This is a genomic window from Bacillus sp. KH172YL63 (assembly GCF_011398925.1).
Taxonomy (GTDB): Bacteria; Bacillota; Bacilli; order Bacillales; family Bacillaceae_B; genus Rossellomorea.
This window is the reverse complement of sequence record NZ_AP022842.1, coordinates 2,309,113-2,324,105: the sequence shown is the minus strand read 5'-3', so window position 1 is coordinate 2,324,105 and position 14,993 is coordinate 2,309,113. Positions and strand designations below refer to the sequence as shown.

At 48.1% G+C, this 14,993-nt stretch carries 16 protein-coding genes and 1 pseudogene; all 17 read left to right on the top strand.

Annotated elements, in window-relative coordinates; all coding sequences use genetic code 11:
* Positions 1 to 5: 5 nt before the first annotated feature.
* Positions 6 to 179: a hypothetical protein gene (locus KH172YL63_RS11745; RefSeq protein ID WP_173106279.1), complete on the top strand. Its 174-nt coding sequence runs from the start codon at positions 6 to 8 to the stop codon at positions 177 to 179.
* A gap of 77 nt (positions 180 to 256) precedes the next feature.
* Positions 257 to 412 (top strand): hypothetical protein, encoded by a 156-nt coding sequence (locus KH172YL63_RS11740; protein WP_173106278.1) that lies wholly within the window; start codon positions 257 to 259, stop codon positions 410 to 412.
* A gap of 163 nt (positions 413 to 575) precedes the next feature.
* On the top strand, positions 576 to 728 hold the full coding sequence (locus KH172YL63_RS11735; protein WP_173106277.1) for a hypothetical protein: 153 nt from the start codon (positions 576 to 578) through the stop codon (positions 726 to 728).
* 11 nt (positions 729 to 739) lie between these two features.
* On the top strand, positions 740 to 1,075 hold the full coding sequence (locus tag KH172YL63_RS11730; protein WP_173106276.1) for an HIT domain-containing protein: 336 nt from the start codon (positions 740 to 742) through the stop codon (positions 1,073 to 1,075).
* A 146-nt stretch (positions 1,076 to 1,221) separates the two neighbouring features.
* A complete protein-coding gene (locus KH172YL63_RS11725; RefSeq protein WP_173106275.1) occupies positions 1,222 to 2,022 on the top strand; it encodes an MBL fold metallo-hydrolase in 801 nt (266 codons plus the stop codon).
* A 59-nt stretch (positions 2,023 to 2,081) separates the two neighbouring features.
* Positions 2,082 to 2,708, top strand: coding sequence for a kinase (locus tag KH172YL63_RS11720; protein WP_173106274.1), 627 nt, complete (start codon positions 2,082 to 2,084; stop codon positions 2,706 to 2,708).
* Between the two features lie 125 nt (positions 2,709 to 2,833).
* Positions 2,834 to 3,220: pseudogene (locus KH172YL63_RS21870) on the top strand (PAS domain-containing protein); the annotation flags it as partial.
* A 42-nt stretch (positions 3,221 to 3,262) separates the two neighbouring features.
* Positions 3,263 to 3,652, top strand: a complete 390-nt coding sequence (locus tag KH172YL63_RS21865; RefSeq protein WP_442858783.1) for a methyl-accepting chemotaxis protein — start codon at positions 3,263 to 3,265, stop codon at positions 3,650 to 3,652.
* A 135-nt stretch (positions 3,653 to 3,787) separates the two neighbouring features.
* Entirely contained in the window at positions 3,788 to 4,483 is a 696-nt protein-coding gene (locus tag KH172YL63_RS11710; RefSeq protein WP_173106272.1) for a zinc dependent phospholipase C family protein, read from the top strand.
* A gap of 135 nt (positions 4,484 to 4,618) precedes the next feature.
* Entirely contained in the window at positions 4,619 to 5,386 is a 768-nt protein-coding gene (locus KH172YL63_RS11705) for a 3-hydroxyacyl-CoA dehydrogenase (protein WP_173106271.1), read from the top strand.
* 98 nt (positions 5,387 to 5,484) lie between these two features.
* A complete protein-coding gene (locus KH172YL63_RS11700) occupies positions 5,485 to 5,874 on the top strand; it encodes a VOC family protein (RefSeq protein WP_173106270.1) in 390 nt (129 codons plus the stop codon).
* A 129-nt stretch (positions 5,875 to 6,003) separates the two neighbouring features.
* Positions 6,004 to 8,067 carry a sigma-54-dependent Fis family transcriptional regulator gene (locus tag KH172YL63_RS11695; RefSeq protein ID WP_173106269.1) on the top strand — a complete coding sequence of 688 codons (2,064 nt, stop codon included), beginning with the start codon at positions 6,004 to 6,006 and terminating at the stop codon, positions 8,065 to 8,067.
* 149 nt (positions 8,068 to 8,216) lie between these two features.
* On the top strand, positions 8,217 to 9,740 hold the full coding sequence (locus tag KH172YL63_RS11690) for a class I adenylate-forming enzyme family protein (RefSeq protein WP_173106268.1): 1,524 nt from the start codon (positions 8,217 to 8,219) through the stop codon (positions 9,738 to 9,740).
* A 26-nt stretch (positions 9,741 to 9,766) separates the two neighbouring features.
* The gene (locus tag KH172YL63_RS11685) at positions 9,767 to 10,912 is read left to right on the top strand and encodes an acyl-CoA dehydrogenase family protein (RefSeq protein WP_173106267.1); all 1,146 of its coding nucleotides are present in this window, start codon (positions 9,767 to 9,769) and stop codon (positions 10,910 to 10,912) included.
* A 15-nt stretch (positions 10,913 to 10,927) separates the two neighbouring features.
* A complete protein-coding gene (locus KH172YL63_RS11680) occupies positions 10,928 to 12,082 on the top strand; it encodes a thiolase family protein (protein ID WP_173106266.1) in 1,155 nt (384 codons plus the stop codon).
* Between the two features lie 20 nt (positions 12,083 to 12,102).
* Positions 12,103 to 13,218 (top strand): CaiB/BaiF CoA transferase family protein, encoded by a 1,116-nt coding sequence (locus tag KH172YL63_RS11675; RefSeq protein WP_173106265.1) that lies wholly within the window; start codon positions 12,103 to 12,105, stop codon positions 13,216 to 13,218.
* A 28-nt stretch (positions 13,219 to 13,246) separates the two neighbouring features.
* Positions 13,247 to 14,863 carry a long-chain fatty acid--CoA ligase gene (locus KH172YL63_RS11670; RefSeq protein WP_173106264.1) on the top strand — a complete coding sequence of 539 codons (1,617 nt, stop codon included), beginning with the start codon at positions 13,247 to 13,249 and terminating at the stop codon, positions 14,861 to 14,863.
* Positions 14,864 to 14,993 lie beyond the last annotated feature (130 nt).

Genomic DNA, 14,993 nt, shown 5'->3' with positions numbered 1-14,993 from the left:
CTTCTTTGTTCAAATCAGATAAGGTAAACAGAATCATTTCTCTCATTGTGTATTGGGGTATTGTCATTTTTGTTGTTGTCCAAAACCCGGACATCTTGACTAATACATTATTCTGCATCATCACCTTGGTTCTCTCCATCACCTTCACAGTTACGCAACTCGTGAAGCTGACTTCATGAAAAGCTTGTATTCCCCACATTTATTTGAAATAATTGGTATAGAATGAATAGACTGAATATTCAGGGGGGGAAAAGCGATGTTGTGGTGGATTATAGGAATTGGAATTGTAGCGGGAACAGTCAGTGCGCTCTTTAGAAGGAAAAGCTTTGATGCGAGCAATAAGCATGAAAGACAAATCCAGGAAGAGGAGCGGGTCAAGGCCGGCAGCTGGTGGGGCGGAGGCGGTCAATAGCCCCGTGAGCTACAAGAAGGGAACCGGTACATACTGGCGTCCCTTTTTTAATGGAACAAAGGGAGGTCTTGGATTGAAGGTTTTAAGAAAAATGAATGTCATGATCGGAGTGGTGGCCGTCATTGGAGCAGCCTGTCATTTTTGGGGCATTGTTGATTTTTAAATGAATCTTGTCATCTTCTATCTGGGCATGATGTATATGCTCCATGGAATCGAAATGGCTAAGAGGGTTGAAAAAGGGAAGACGCTGGCATATGTGTATCTGTTGGCCGCAGTCATCTGCTTTTCAGGACTGATTGTGCAAAATATATTCTAAGGAGGAAGCTGATGGTGACAGAAGATTTTTATTGCGATCAAGTGTTAAGCGGGAAAACCGTGGTGGATCGGGTGAGGGAGACAGAAAATGTGTTGGCCTATCATCATACGAAGCCGTTCTACCCGTTACATATTGTCGTCATCCCAAAGAAACATATTCCTTCTCTCCTCCATTTGGAAAAGAAGGATGATACTCTGTTGTTGGAGATGATGGGTGTGATCAGGGAGGTCGCATCACAGGTTCAGGATGAACACGGGGCATGCAAGGTGATCACGAATATGGGCGATTATCAAGATTCGAAACACCTTCACTGGCACATCGTTTCAGGTCAACCTTTACAATCATAGCCATCACGGAAACCGCATAGAGGAGGTTGCTTTCATGCAAATGATCTATGATTTATTAGTTGGTGTAGGACTGGTCTTTTTAGGTCTGGTATCGTTTTTGGTATTTTCGATTGTGAGGAATAAAAAATAGCGGGGATGGAGAATAGATGATTCAATTTCAAAACGGGTATTGTACCGTTTTTCAAAGCTCTTTATACATGACAACATCAGCTGTCGTACAGACTGAAGAGGCTGTCATCATGACGGATCCGAACTGGCTGTCGGTTGAGGTGGAAGAGATCAGGGAGTACATAGACAAAATTTTGGGAGACAGACAGCTTTATATCATATACACCCATAGTGATTTTGACCATATCATTGGTTCAGGAGCTTTTCCAGAAGCCAAGGTAATCGCATCAAGCGGTTTGAAACATCATGAATTCAAGGAAGAAATAATGAACCAGATTTATCAGTTTGATCAAAAGTATTATGTAACGAGAAACTACAAACCGGTATATCCTTCCGTTGATATTGAGGTCACTCATGACGGGCAGCGTGTTGAAATCGGTTCTGTGACCCTGACATTCTATCTTGCGCCGGGTCATACAGATGACAGCCTGTTCACCGTGATCGAACCTTATGTCATCTTCCTCTCTGGTGATTACCTCTCTGACGTCGAATTTCCATTTATTTTCGGCAAGTATAAAGATTATGTCTCGACAATTGAAAAAGTCGAAAGCATATTGGATCACCACGCAATCTCACTTCATGTTCCTGGACATGGTAATGTGACAGATCATACAGAGGAAATCAAAAGCAGGGTAGTCAAATCTACATATTACTTAACAAGCTTATCTGAAAACCATGAAGATATCGAAGCGTTTTTGCGGGAGGAATATCCTTTTTATGAAGGAATGAAAAGCATTCATCAGGAAAACCGAAAGAAGGCTAATATGAACACCTGCTGAAGGTCAACATGATCTTCAGCTTTGTTATGATTCTATCAAATAAAGGAGGCCCATTGAGCATGTCCATCACCTCATTGGTATCATCTATACAATCCCATTTCCACTTATCCCGTCACACAAACCGACCATTCCTCATCGCCATCGACGGTCTGGGCGGAGCTGGTAAGACAACACTGGCAAAAGAACTTGAGCTTGAATTGAAGAATGTGAACAACGAGGTCTTCCTACTTCATCTCGATGACTTTATCGTCGAGTCGTCGAAACGGTACGGCACAGGGTATGAGCCCTGGAAGGAATACTATTTGCACCAATGGGATGTAGAATCGTTAAAGGCTGAGCTGTTTGAAAGGCTATGGGGGAATAAAGAGGTCATCCTTCCTTTATATAACCAGAAGACAGACTCTGTCTCGCCTCAAGCATTAAAAGTTCCTTCTTCTGCCATCCTGATGATCGAAGGGGTATTTGCTCAGAGGGAGGAATGGCGGACTTTTTATGATTTTTCCATCTTTCTCGACTGCCCTCTTGAAGAAAGGGTGGCGAGGGTACTGCAACGGGATTCGTATCTCGGCGGGTATGATGCGAGGGTGGAGAAGTATGAGAAGAGATATTGGCCTGCGGAAGAATTTTATGTGAAGACGCAAGATCCGTTGAGGAAGGCGGATGTTGTGTATAGAATCAAGGGATAAAAAGTGAATTTCAAAGTGGATGTGCAATTGGAAGTGAATATCCATTGAAAATCCCCAAATGTATCCGATAGGAACATTAAGTAAGGTGTAGGTATAATTTACTATTTTTAGGGGATGGTGGTACGATGAATCAATCAACGATCAGTAAAAGTACAGGGGTGTTGAACCCGCAATCGATAGTGGCTTCCCTTGAAAACAACTTGGCCATGATTGCGTTTGATACGCATCGGAAAGTCATATGGGTGAATGAACATTTCGCAGGGGCGATTGGATACGATGCAAGGGAACTTATTGGAATGGATCATCAGGAATTCTGTACTCCTGTGTATAGGAAAAGTGGCGAATATGCGGCATTATGGAACGACCTGAGAGATGGGAAAAAGTTTCAGGAGAAAATTGAAAGGGTGAACAAGCAGGGGGAACGGCTCTGGCTTGAAGCAACCTATATTCCTGTTGTGAATGAAGATGGACTCGTAAAGGCTGTACTGAAAATAGCTACGGATATAACAAAACGGGAAGACCTCACGTTGGATTTAATCGATCAGCTGAAGCAGATGCCGAATGAGCTGGTGAAGGTTGTGATCGAAAATGCGTCAGAGAAAAAGAAAGCAGTTGACTCACTCGAAAATCAAATCAGTTTAATTGAAGAAACGTCGAAGCTGATTAAAAATATTTCTGCTCAAACCAACCTCCTAGCACTCAATGCTGCGATTGAAGCTGCGAGGGCAGGAGAACATGGCAGGGGTTTTAGCGTAGTGGCCCAAGAGGTGCGTAAGTTGTCAGGGAATGCCGATGAAGCGATCAAGGAAGTGAATTCGAACATCGAGCAAATCACGAAGGAGCTTTCAAATGTGACCAGAATCACAGAAGAGCTGCAAAAGCTCGTCAAAGAAACGAAACGTTCATTCGATCAGACAATTGAAAAATTCGAAAAGGTGAACTAAACAGGTAAGGGGCTTATCACTTCATTATGATAAGCTTCTTTTTTTTGAAAAAACATTGTGGAAAAATACAAAATTTGAAATAATTGGAATTATGCGTGTGGAATAGAGAAAAGTGATAACAAGGGGGAGAGAGACATGGCAACATGGATGGTACATTTCAGGCTAGCTGAAAATCTATTGAATAAAGGTTTGAAAGTAGTAGAAAGAGAGTTTGTCGTCGGAAATATCGGTCCGGATTGCGGGCTGCCGGACAGTGAAACAGGGGTGTTTTATCCAGGAAAAGTGGTGACACACTTTAAAGAACATAACATCATCTGTCCTGAGTTGTTTTTCAATCAGTACTTGAAGAGGGAAAGACCTGCATGTGATAAAGTGTTCTCATTCTATCTTGGGTATTATCTTCACCTCGTAACCGATGTGGAATGGACGAAGCTGCACAGGGAGAAGAAGAAGGAACCGGTGTATCAAGGGATTCTCGGTTCCGAGGACTATACGAGGATCATCAAGCGGGACTGGTACGGGACGGATTTTGTTTATTTAAAGGAGCATCCGGAGCATGTGTTTCATCGGGTTTTTCAACATATTACAGATTTCCCGGATTATATTGATATTTTCCCGGAGAATCAAATCATGAAGCAGATCAAGCGGATTTCAGACTTCTATAACGGCACCTATTATGCAGAAACTTTGGAGCCTGACTACCGTTTCGAGTATTTGACGCCTGAGGAAGTGACCCGGTTCGTGGATGAGACGACTGACAAATTGGTGACGGTTTTGAAGGGAATCTACCCTGAGGAAATATGGGGTGGGGTTGGACAGGTCCACACGTAATGTAGGGATGCACCTGTCCAGAGTGTCCGGATTTTGGACAGGTGGCCCACACCATTTCGGGTCGTGACTGATCTGGAGAACTGGCACAATTCTTGCAATATCCCTGTGTGAATAGATAAAACTGGAGGTCATAGTATGAGAAGCAGTGAATCAATCGCCATTGTCACAGGCGGGGCATCAGGGTTAGGGGAAGCGACGGTAAGACAGATCGTGAAAGGTGGCGGAAAGGCAGCGATCCTCGATTTGTCAGAGGAAAGGGGCCAGGCGCTGTCGGAAGAGTTAGGTGAGAGTGCGATTTTCGTCAAGACGGATGTGTGCAGTGAGGAAGATGTGGCGAAAGCGATTGAAGCAAGCGTGGAGGCATTCGGCTCCATCAATACGGTCGTCAATTGTGCAGGGATCGGGATCGCATCCAAGGTGCTGTCACGGAAAGGGGTTCATTCCCTGGAACTGTTTTCAAAGGTGATTGGGATTAACTTGATTGGATCTTTCAACGTCATCCGCCTTGCAAGTGAACAGATGACGAAGAATGAACCTAATGAGGACGGTGAGAGAGGCGTCATTGTGAATACCGCTTCTGTGGCGGCATTTGAAGGACAGATTGGACAGGCTGCGTACAGTGCTTCCAAAGGAGGGGTGGTCGGGATGACACTTCCGGTCGCCAGGGAGCTAGCTTCATTTGGAATCAGGGTGATGACGATCGCGCCAGGATTGTTCCACACACCGATGTTTGAATCACTCCCGGATGAAGCCATAGATTCCTTAGGGAAAATGGTACCGTTCCCTAAGCGTCTCGGTCTACCTGAGGAGTATGCCCGACTTGTTGAAAGCATCCTGACAAATCCAATGCTAAACGGAGAAACGATCCGCCTAGACGGAGCCATCCGCATGCAGCCGAAATAACATTTTTGCCCTTCCTTCTTGGAGGGGCTTTTTATTAGCTCCAGACGCGACTATGATAAAATGAAGTGACCAGATAGATTTGAAAGGAAGGATACACAATGATCACCTATCACAGTCTCCATCATGTCAGCTTGACAGTGACCAACCTTGAGAGAGCAAAAGCGTTTTACTCTGACGTGTTATGCTTAAAGGAAATTGACCGTCCGGATTTTGGTTTTCCAGGGGCATGGTATGAAATAGGGGAACAGCAGCTCCACCTGATTGTGGATCCATCCTCACAGACGATCCGTAAAGATAAGCACCTCTCCAGCAGGGAAGGTCACTTTGCCCTCCGCGTCGAGAGCTATGACAAGGCGCTTGAGTGGTTGAAGGACAAAGGCGTGGAAGTTCTTGACAAACCTCAGTCGAAGAGCGGTTTTATGCAGATTTTCTGTGCCGACCCGGATGGAAACCTGGTTGAGCTGAATGTAGAACAGACGAAGAGATGACGGAAAGCCAGGGGAAGTGACCCCCTGGCTTTTTTCATTCTCCTAATCTGTCAGTGACCTTTCACTCATTAAACAGTATAATAGAACTATGAGTTTGAATTTTCTGATTAATGTTGAAGGGGGATTGACATGATTCAGTTCCGGGAGATTGTCACGCCTGTCGATTGTGTGATGACGGAGCAAAGCACATTGGAAGAAGCGTTGAAAATGATTAAGGATAAGAAGTGGAATCTCCTTCCTATCACGGACGGAGATCGACATATACAAGGTGTGTTCACCAGAAGCGGGCTGTATCAGATGATCCTTGACGGACGACCGCTTAACACACCGATCGAAGCATACATAAAAAGAGAAACACAAACCATACCCGTGAATACGCCGTATAAACAAATTGAGGATCTGGTGAAAACGAGCAAGGCGGGCACCGGTGTCGTGGTGGACGAAGAGGACAAGGTGATCGGATTATTGACCAAAACAGAAATGGTGATGGCCCTGTTAAAGTCAGCGAACACATTGAAAGATCAGCTGGAAACGATTCTCACCCATTCGAACATGGGGGTGTTGATGACCGACGAACATCTCTCCATCAGGTATGCGAATGAATCATTCACACGGATTACCGGGCGCCCTGTGGAGAGCGTTCTGACGCGACAACTGCACGATGTGTTCCCGGAGCTGCCAACCGGCCTGGAAGGGTCACATCATGAGCCGGCGATTCAGTCGGTGCTCCACCTGTCCTCTTATGAAACGGTGAATCATCAGCAGGGGAAAATCATCCTGCTACAGGATTTGTCTGAAATCGAGAAGATGGCAGAAGAACTCGAGACGGTGAAGAAACTGAAGCTGACGATTGAAACGTCGCTTGCCCATGCCTTTGACGGCATCCTGATGACCGATGAAAGGAATATCATTACGATGGTCAGCCCGCCGATGCTTGAGCTGTTCAATCTGGAAAGGGAGGACGTGCTCCATCAGGATGCAGCGAAAGTGCTCCCGGAGTTGAAACTGGAGCGGGTATTCAAGTCGGAAAGTGCCGAAGTGAGTGATTTCAACGAACGGAAGGGCATCAAATACATCGTTCACAGAATCCCGATCATAAGAGAAGGAAGGGTGATCGGGGCCATCGGGAAAGTGATGTTCCGTCAATTGAATGAAGTGAGCGAGCTGTTCCGGAAGCTGCAAAGGGCCGAAAGCAAGGCGAGCTTTTATCACCGGGAGCTGCAGAAAACCGAGTCTGCCCGCTTCACATGGGATCATATCCTCAGTGAATACCCTTATATGGACAAGCTGAAGAAAAGTGCAGCGAAAGCAGCAAAGGGAAGGTCGACTGTATTGATCAGGGGTGAAAGCGGGACAGGGAAAGAGCTGTTCGCCCATGCGATCCATAACAGTTCTGCAAGAAGCGACGGAAAATTTGTCATCGTCAACTGTGCGGCCATCCCGGAGGATTTACTGGAGTCAGAGTTCTTCGGTTACGAAGAAGGGGCATTCACCGGTGCGAACCGGCGGGGAAAGGTGGGGAAATTCGACCTTGCCAATGGCGGGACATTGTTTCTCGACGAAATTGGCGATATGTCGATCTCCCTGCAGGCGAAGCTGCTTCGGGTCCTTCAGGAACGGGAATTTTACCGTGTCGGGGGGAATGAGCGCATCAAGGTGGATGTCCGGATCATCGCAGCGACCAACCGACATCTTGAGGAGATGGTGAAGGAGGGGCAGTTCAGGGAGGATCTTTATTATAGACTGAACGTGATTTCCTTGAATATCCCACCGCTGCGTGAGCGGGTCCGGGACGTGGAGCACCTCACCCAAAAGCTGATGATCGAGCTGAATACCATGCTTGGCACAAGCATCACCGGTATTTCAGAGAAAGCGGAAACGGCTTTGCTTCAATACGATTGGCCGGGGAATGTGCGGGAACTCCGGAATGTGCTTGAGCGTGCCATAACGTTTGCAGAGCACGGCTATATCCAGATGGAGGATCTGCCTGAATACTTGATCTCGAACCTCCCGAATCGACACGTTCAGCCGGTCAGCCTGGCAGAGGACGCAGAGCTCGGCGCGATCAAGAAGGCTTTGACCCAATCGAACGGTAATAAAGCACAGGCCGCAAGACTGCTTGGCATCAGCCGGTCAGGCTTGTATGAAAAATTAAAGAAATATCAGCTGTCTAAACAGAGTTACCATGTCTAAACAAGGTGTCCAGTTTCTAGACACCTTTATATTCTCCATAGCCACAAATGCTTAGAATCAGTGTGTGGTATATTTTCTGAAAGTTGGCACAATATTTGCATGGATAATATTGAATGCGTTTTCAAAAATGTTCAATAGGGGGAATGGAAATGGATATCGGTTCTTATTTGGAGCAGAATGCGAGAAAGAAGAAAGACAAGGTGGCCATCAAGTGTGAGGGCAGAACGTACACGTATAAGCAGTTCAATGAAGAAGTGAATAAACTGGCACATGGACTCCTGGCACTCGGCATTGAAAAAGGGGACAAAATGGCCCTGATGATGAAAAATTCCGATCAGTATGTTCTCGCATTCTTCGCCGGTGCGAAGATCGGGGCAGTCGTCGTCCCGGTCAACTTCAGGCTGACGGCTTCTGAGGTTCATTATATTCTCGAACAGTCGGAAGCAGCAGTCGTGTTCTGTGACGGGGAATTCGAAGAAACCGTCACATCTGCAAGGGAAGGGACTTCGGTTCTGCATGTGATCACCACGGGCGCTCCGGGTGTCGTCGGTCATCACGCCTTTGACTCAATCGTGAGTGATAACGGAGAAAATCCTGCGATAGAAGTCAGGGACGATGATGACCTGGAAATCCTCTACACATCAGGAACGACCGGCAGACCAAAGGGGGCTTTATTCGACCATAAGCGGATATTCAATGTCGGATTGACGATGATGATCAGCATGGGCATTAATGAAGAAGAGACGATCCTTCATATCGCCCCATTATTCCATTCAGCCCAGTTGAATCTGTTCCTCATTTCAGGGGTTGTGTTAGGCGCGACCCACGTCATCCACCGTGACTTCCATCCGGTAACCACGCTTGAAGCGATAGAGAAGCACCGCATCACCCATTTCTTCGGGGTGCCGGCGATGTATAACTTCATGCTGCAAGTGCCGAATGCTTCTTCCTATGATCTTTCTTCCATTAAACGATGCGGATACGGTGCGGCACCTATGGCACCGGAAATCGTCAGGAAGTCGATGGAATTGTTCAAGACCGATCAATTTTACAACCTCTGCGGTTTGACAGAAGCAGGTCCAGGCGGGATTCTCCTCGATCCTGAAGGGCACCGTACCCATTTTGGCAAAGGAGGGAAAGCGGCGTTCCTGACAGAAGCAAGGGTTGTGAATGAAGAAGGGAAAGACATTGTCCCGGGTGCGGTCGGCGAATTCGTCGTAAAGGGTGAATCCCTCATGAAGGAGTATTATAAGAAGCCGGAAGAAACGGCGAAAACGCTGAAAGACGGCTGGCTGTATACAGGCGACCTAGCGACCATTGATGAAGAAGGATATATCACCCTCGTGGACCGGAAGAAGGATATGATCATTTCAGGCGGTGAAAATGTCTATTCCATCGAAGTCGAGGAAGTGCTGTATGAGCATCCATCCGTACTTGAGGCAGCAATTATTGGACTGCCTGATGATACGTGGGGAGAAGCAGTATGCGCAGTCATCGTGCCAAAGCCCGGGGCTTCGATCGATGAACAGGAGATGAAAGCTTTCTGCCGTCAGAAGCTTGCAGGATACAAGATTCCAAGAAGGATCTTCGTCGAAGAATCACTTCCGAGGAATGCATCAGGGAAAATATTAAAATATCAATTGCGGCAGTCGCTGAATACAGTCGGACAATAAATGTGAAGCAGTGAGGAGAAGGATTTATGGAACATTTATATTTAACGGATGATCATGAAATCTTCCGCAAGTCATTACGGAAATTTTTAGAGAAAGAGGCCTACCCTTACTATGATCAGTGGGAGGAGGAGCGGATGATTCCCCGCTCCTTCTGGACAAAGATGGGGGAGCAGGGATTCCTTTGCCCGGATATAGACGAAGAATACGGGGGGAGCGGGGTTGACTGGGGATTCTCGGTCATCATCAACGAAGAGATTGAGCGGGTCGGCTCAGGCCTTGTCGGAATCGGACTTCATAATGATATCGTCGTTCCTTATATCACCGCGTTTGGGACCGGGGAGCAAAAGAAGCGCTGGCTGCCGAAATGCACCACCGGGGAGTTCATTACGGCAATTGCGATGACAGAACCCGGTACCGGATCGGATCTTGCGAATATCAAGACGACCGCTGTCCTCGATGGTGACCATTACGTGCTCAACGGTGCGAAAACGTTCATCACCAACGGGATCCATTCAGACCTTATCATTGTTGCCTGTAAAACCGATCCGAAGGCGAATCCGAAACATAAGGGAGTCAGTCTGCTGGTTGTGGAACGGGATGCTCCCGGATTTTCGAGGGGTAGGAAGCTGAATAAGGTCGGCCTTCACTCTCAGGATACAGCGGAACTGATTTTTGAAGACTGTATCGTACCGAAAGAGAACCTTCTTGGAGAAGAAGGAAAAGGGTTCCTTTATCTGATGGATAAGCTGCAGCAGGAACGCCTGCTTGTGGCAATTGCTGCACAGGTGGCGTCTGAAGTGATGCTCGGGCAGACGATTGAATATGTGAAAAGCCGGGATGCATTCGGTAAGCCGGTGAGTAAATTCCAGAATACCCAGTTCAAAATTGCCGAAATGGCGACAGATATCGAAATGGGAAGAAGCTTCCTCGATCAGTTGATCAAGGCGCACATTGACGGGGAGGATATCGTGACGAAGGTGTCGATGGCAAAATGGAAGCTGACCGACAGTGCGAAGCGAATCGCCGGTGAGTGCATGCAGCTACACGGCGGTTACGGTTATATGGAAGAATACGAGATTGCAAGGCGATTCAGGGATATTCCCGTCGCAAGCATATATGCAGGAACGAATGAAATCATGAAAACGATCATTGCCAAGAACTTAGGTTTATAGAAAGGAAGAGGAAGCATGCGGGAAGTTGTGATTGTGGAAGGGGTACGGACCCCCGTTGGTAGAAGAAAAGGATTGTTAAACGATATGAGGCCGGATGAACTGGCTGGAGAGGTGCTGGCAGAACTTGTGAAGCGTGCGGGCATCGATGCGGCGCTCATCGAAGATGTGATACTCGGATGCGTCACCCAGTCAGGCGAACAGGCAGGGGATATTGCCCGTGTGGCTGCGCTGATTGCAGGCTTTCCGATCGAGGTGCCTGGTACGACGATTGACAGACAATGCGGTTCGAGTCAGCAGGCCGTTCATTTCGCTTCCCAGGCGATTCTTGCAGGAGATATGGACGTGGTCATTGCAGGCGGTGTCGAAAATATGTCGAGGGTGCCGATGGGATCGAATTATCAGGATGCCGTCCCGTTCAGCCCGAAGCTAAAAAGCCGTTATGAAGTCATCCACCAGGGATTGTCTGCAGAACGGATCGCAGAGAAATACGGATTCAGCCGGGCAGAGCTGGATGCATTCGCCGCTGAAAGCCACCGTCGTGCATTGAGAGCCCAGAAAGAGGGGTATTTCAAAAGGGAGATCATGCCCCTTGAGGTGACGCTTGAAAATGGGGAGACGACTACGGTGACCGAGGACTCTGGCCCACGTGAAGGGACGACCGAGGAAGTGCTTTCAGGATTGAAGACGGTATTTAAAGAAGACGGGGTCATCCATGCCGGGAACTCCAGCCAGATCAGCGATGGAGCGGCTGTCCTTTTATTGATGAGCCGTGAGAAAGCGGAAGAACTGGGCTTAAAACCACGCTTCAAAGTACACACCCGTGTAGTGGTGGGATCAGATCCTACTCTGATGCTGACGGGGCCGATCCCGGCAACGGAGAAAGTATTGAAGAAATCTGGCCTGTCACTTGATGAAATAGATGTCTTCGAGGTGAATGAAGCGTTCGCGCCGGTGACGATGGCGTGGCTGAAGGAAACAGGCGCAGATTCTGCCAAGTGCAACCCGAACGGCGGGGCGATTGCCCTCGGTCATCCACTCGGCGCAAGCGGTGCGCGACTGATGATTTCGATGATGCACGAGCTTGAAAGAACAGGTGGCCGATACGGGCTGCAGACGATGTGTGAGGGGCACGGAATGGCAAATGCGACAATCATCGAGCGGTTGAATTAAGGGAGGGATGATATCCTGCCATGCTGAATGACATCAAAATCATCGATTTCACGAACTACATCCCAGGCCCATTTGCGACACTCCGGCTGGCAGAGCTCGGAGCCGAGATCATCAAGGTGGAAGCACCTGATGGGGACCCGGCCCGGCACAGCGGTGGAGGACTTGTTTTTAAAGCGCATAACCGTGGCAAGAAAAGCTTATCAATGAACCTGAAACATGAAGAAGGAAGGGATCTTGCCCTCGATTTGATCAAAAGGGCCGACGTCGTAGTCGAAAGCTTCCGTCCCGGTGTGATGGATAAGCTCGGACTCGGCTACGAATCAGTCAGGGTAGTCAATCCAGGCATCATCTACTGTTCAATCACAGGCTACGGGGACAGAGGAGACATGGCCGGCCTCGGGAGCCATGATTTGAATTATATGAGCGTCAGCGGAGCACTTTCCCAAATGAAGGACCGGGATGGCCGACCGGTCCATCCCACCCAGACGTTTTCCGATTACATAGGGGGACTCGCCGCAAGTGAACGAATCCTTGCAGCGCTTGTCGGCAGGGGCGTGACGGGAGAAGGCGGTTACCATTGCATTTCGATTGCCGACACCATGGCGTCGATGATGTGCAACCATGCCCTGATCGAGAAGGAAAAGGGTTATGCCCATGGCGTGCAGGTATTGAACGGCACCGTCATCTCCTATCACCTTTATGAAACAAGTGACGGAAAGTTTGTCAGCCTCGCTGCCCTCGAGCCGAAATTCTGGCGGAACTTCTGTCATAGAGTTGACAGGGAGGAATGGACGACTGCCCATTATTCGATGCCTGACGCTGACAACCCTGTATTCAGTGAAATGGTCAGCTTGTTTAAAAGTAAAACACAAGCTGAATGGTCTATATTCGGACAAGTGGTGGACTGCTGTCTGACGCCGGTTCTTGAGACAGGTCAGCTGTCACAGCATCCACTTTTTAAAGACAGGGAGATTTTCATCGGGAGCGGTCAGGTGAAGATGCACGGAGACTTGAAGGGAATGTCCGACTCACCTCCCCCGGCTAAAGGGGAACACACCAATAGCATCCTTCAGGACTGGCTTGCTTCTTCAGATGAACAAATCAGGGAGTGGCAGGATAAAGGCGTCATACGATAAAAATTGAAAGAGAGAGGGGAAGATTACGATGATGAACGTTCCATTGACTGTAGGTTCAATGCTTGAGAGGGCGGAGAAGTTTTTTCCCAAGAAAGAGATTGTTTCACGGACACTTTCTGGGATTCAGCGCTTGAATTATAAAGAGATGGGTGAACGCACAAGGAGGTTGTCCAGCGCATTAGAAAAGCTTGGGGTGGAAAAAGGGGACCGGGTCGGGACATTTGCCTGGAATCATCACCGTCACCTGGAAGTGTATTTCGCCGCTCCTGGCATGGGGGCAGTGCTTCATACAATCAATATCCGCCTGTCACCTGAGCATATTACTTATATCGTGAATCATGCAGAAGACAAAGTATTATTGGTTGATGAAGACCTTCTGCCTCTCATAGAAAAATGCCAAGATCAGTTCAATACGGTGGAAGCGTACATCGTCATGTCTGATTCTGATGAGATTCCGGAAACGACGCTTCACCCGGTTTATTCTTATGAAAAGCTGTTAAAGGAAAACAGCCCGGCGTACGAATTCGTGAAGGACATCGACGAAAACGAGCCTGCAGGCATGTGCTATACGTCCGCCACCACTGGGAAGCCGAAGGGCGTCGTCTATTCCCACCGGGGGATCGTTCTGCACAGCTTTGCGTTCGGATTGGCTGATACAGCGGCACTCTCTGAGAAGGATACCGTCCTCCCTGTCGTTCCGATGTTCCATGCGAATGCCTGGGGAATGCCGTTCGCCGCGACGTGGTTCGGTTCTACCCAGGTGCTTCCTGGGCCTCAGTTTACGCCGAAGCTGCTGGCAGAGCTGATGGAAGAAGAAGGGGTCACGCTGACAGCAGGTGTACCGACAATCTGGCTCGGACTGCTGAATGAATTGGAAAAGGGGTCGTACAACACGTCTTCGCTGCGGTCGATCATTTGCGGGGGATCGGCGGCGCCGCGTGGTATGATCAAAGCGTTCGAAACCAAGTACAATATTCCTTTCCTTCACGCATATGGCATGACGGAAACGACACCACTTGCGGTCGTATCGACATTGAAGAGTCATCAGGCGGGTCTCGATGAAGAGGAAATCCTTGATATCCGTTCCAAGCAGGGACTGATCGTCCCCGGCCTCGAAATGAAAGTCGTCGGCATAAACGGCGAAGTGAAGTGGGACGGTGAGGAAATGGGAGAACTGCTGCTCCGTGGACCGTGGATTGCTGATGAATACTATAAGGATGAACGTTCCGAAGAAGCTTTCCGGGATGGATGGCTGTATACGGGGGATGTGGCAACAGTCGATGAGGAAGGGATCATCAAGCTTGTCGACCGGACGAAGGATCTGATCAAGAGCGGGGGAGAATGGATTTCGTCTGTTGACCTGGAGAACGCCTTGATGGCCCATGATGCTGTCTTTGAGGCAAGCATTGTCGCGGTTCCACATGAAGAGTGGCAGGAACGTCCTATTGCCTGCGTTGTGCTGAAAGAAGAGTATAAAGGGAAAATCATGAAAGAAGAATTAATCGATTTCATCGCTCCTCAATTCGCGAAATGGTGGCTTCCAGACGATATTGTCTTTATGGAAGAAATACCGAAAACTTCCGTGGGGAAATTTTTGAAACGGGCATTGAGGGAGCAGTTGAAGGATCATTTGGTGAAGAAATAAGTGATAGTGAGTGCCGGCCTTGGTTGTGGGGCCGGTATTTTTTGCGAAACTACCAATTTATACTGATTCGGTGCTGATAAAAAAATGGAAATGTGGAAAGATAAGGTTATCATAGTATAGGTGAGGCGAA

Coding starts and splice junctions, on each gene's coding strand:
- KH172YL63_RS11740 (WP_173106278.1), top strand. CDS start 257: ATGTTGTGGTGGATTATAGGAATTGGAATTGTAGCGGGAACAGTCAGT.
- KH172YL63_RS11735 (WP_173106277.1), top strand. CDS start 576: ATGAATCTTGTCATCTTCTATCTGGGCATGATGTATATGCTCCATGGA.
- KH172YL63_RS11730 (WP_173106276.1), top strand. CDS start 740: ATGGTGACAGAAGATTTTTATTGCGATCAAGTGTTAAGCGGGAAAACC.
- KH172YL63_RS11725 (WP_173106275.1), top strand. CDS start 1,222: ATGATTCAATTTCAAAACGGGTATTGTACCGTTTTTCAAAGCTCTTTA.
- KH172YL63_RS11720 (WP_173106274.1), top strand. CDS start 2,082: ATGTCCATCACCTCATTGGTATCATCTATACAATCCCATTTCCACTTA.
- KH172YL63_RS21865 (WP_442858783.1), top strand. CDS start 3,263: ATGCCGAATGAGCTGGTGAAGGTTGTGATCGAAAATGCGTCAGAGAAA.
- KH172YL63_RS11710 (WP_173106272.1), top strand. CDS start 3,788: ATGGCAACATGGATGGTACATTTCAGGCTAGCTGAAAATCTATTGAAT.
- KH172YL63_RS11705 (WP_173106271.1), top strand. CDS start 4,619: ATGAGAAGCAGTGAATCAATCGCCATTGTCACAGGCGGGGCATCAGGG.
- KH172YL63_RS11700 (WP_173106270.1), top strand. CDS start 5,485: ATGATCACCTATCACAGTCTCCATCATGTCAGCTTGACAGTGACCAAC.
- KH172YL63_RS11695 (WP_173106269.1), top strand. CDS start 6,004: ATGATTCAGTTCCGGGAGATTGTCACGCCTGTCGATTGTGTGATGACG.
- KH172YL63_RS11690 (WP_173106268.1), top strand. CDS start 8,217: ATGGATATCGGTTCTTATTTGGAGCAGAATGCGAGAAAGAAGAAAGAC.
- KH172YL63_RS11685 (WP_173106267.1), top strand. CDS start 9,767: ATGGAACATTTATATTTAACGGATGATCATGAAATCTTCCGCAAGTCA.
- KH172YL63_RS11680 (WP_173106266.1), top strand. CDS start 10,928: ATGCGGGAAGTTGTGATTGTGGAAGGGGTACGGACCCCCGTTGGTAGA.
- KH172YL63_RS11675 (WP_173106265.1), top strand. CDS start 12,103: ATGCTGAATGACATCAAAATCATCGATTTCACGAACTACATCCCAGGC.
- KH172YL63_RS11670 (WP_173106264.1), top strand. CDS start 13,247: ATGATGAACGTTCCATTGACTGTAGGTTCAATGCTTGAGAGGGCGGAG.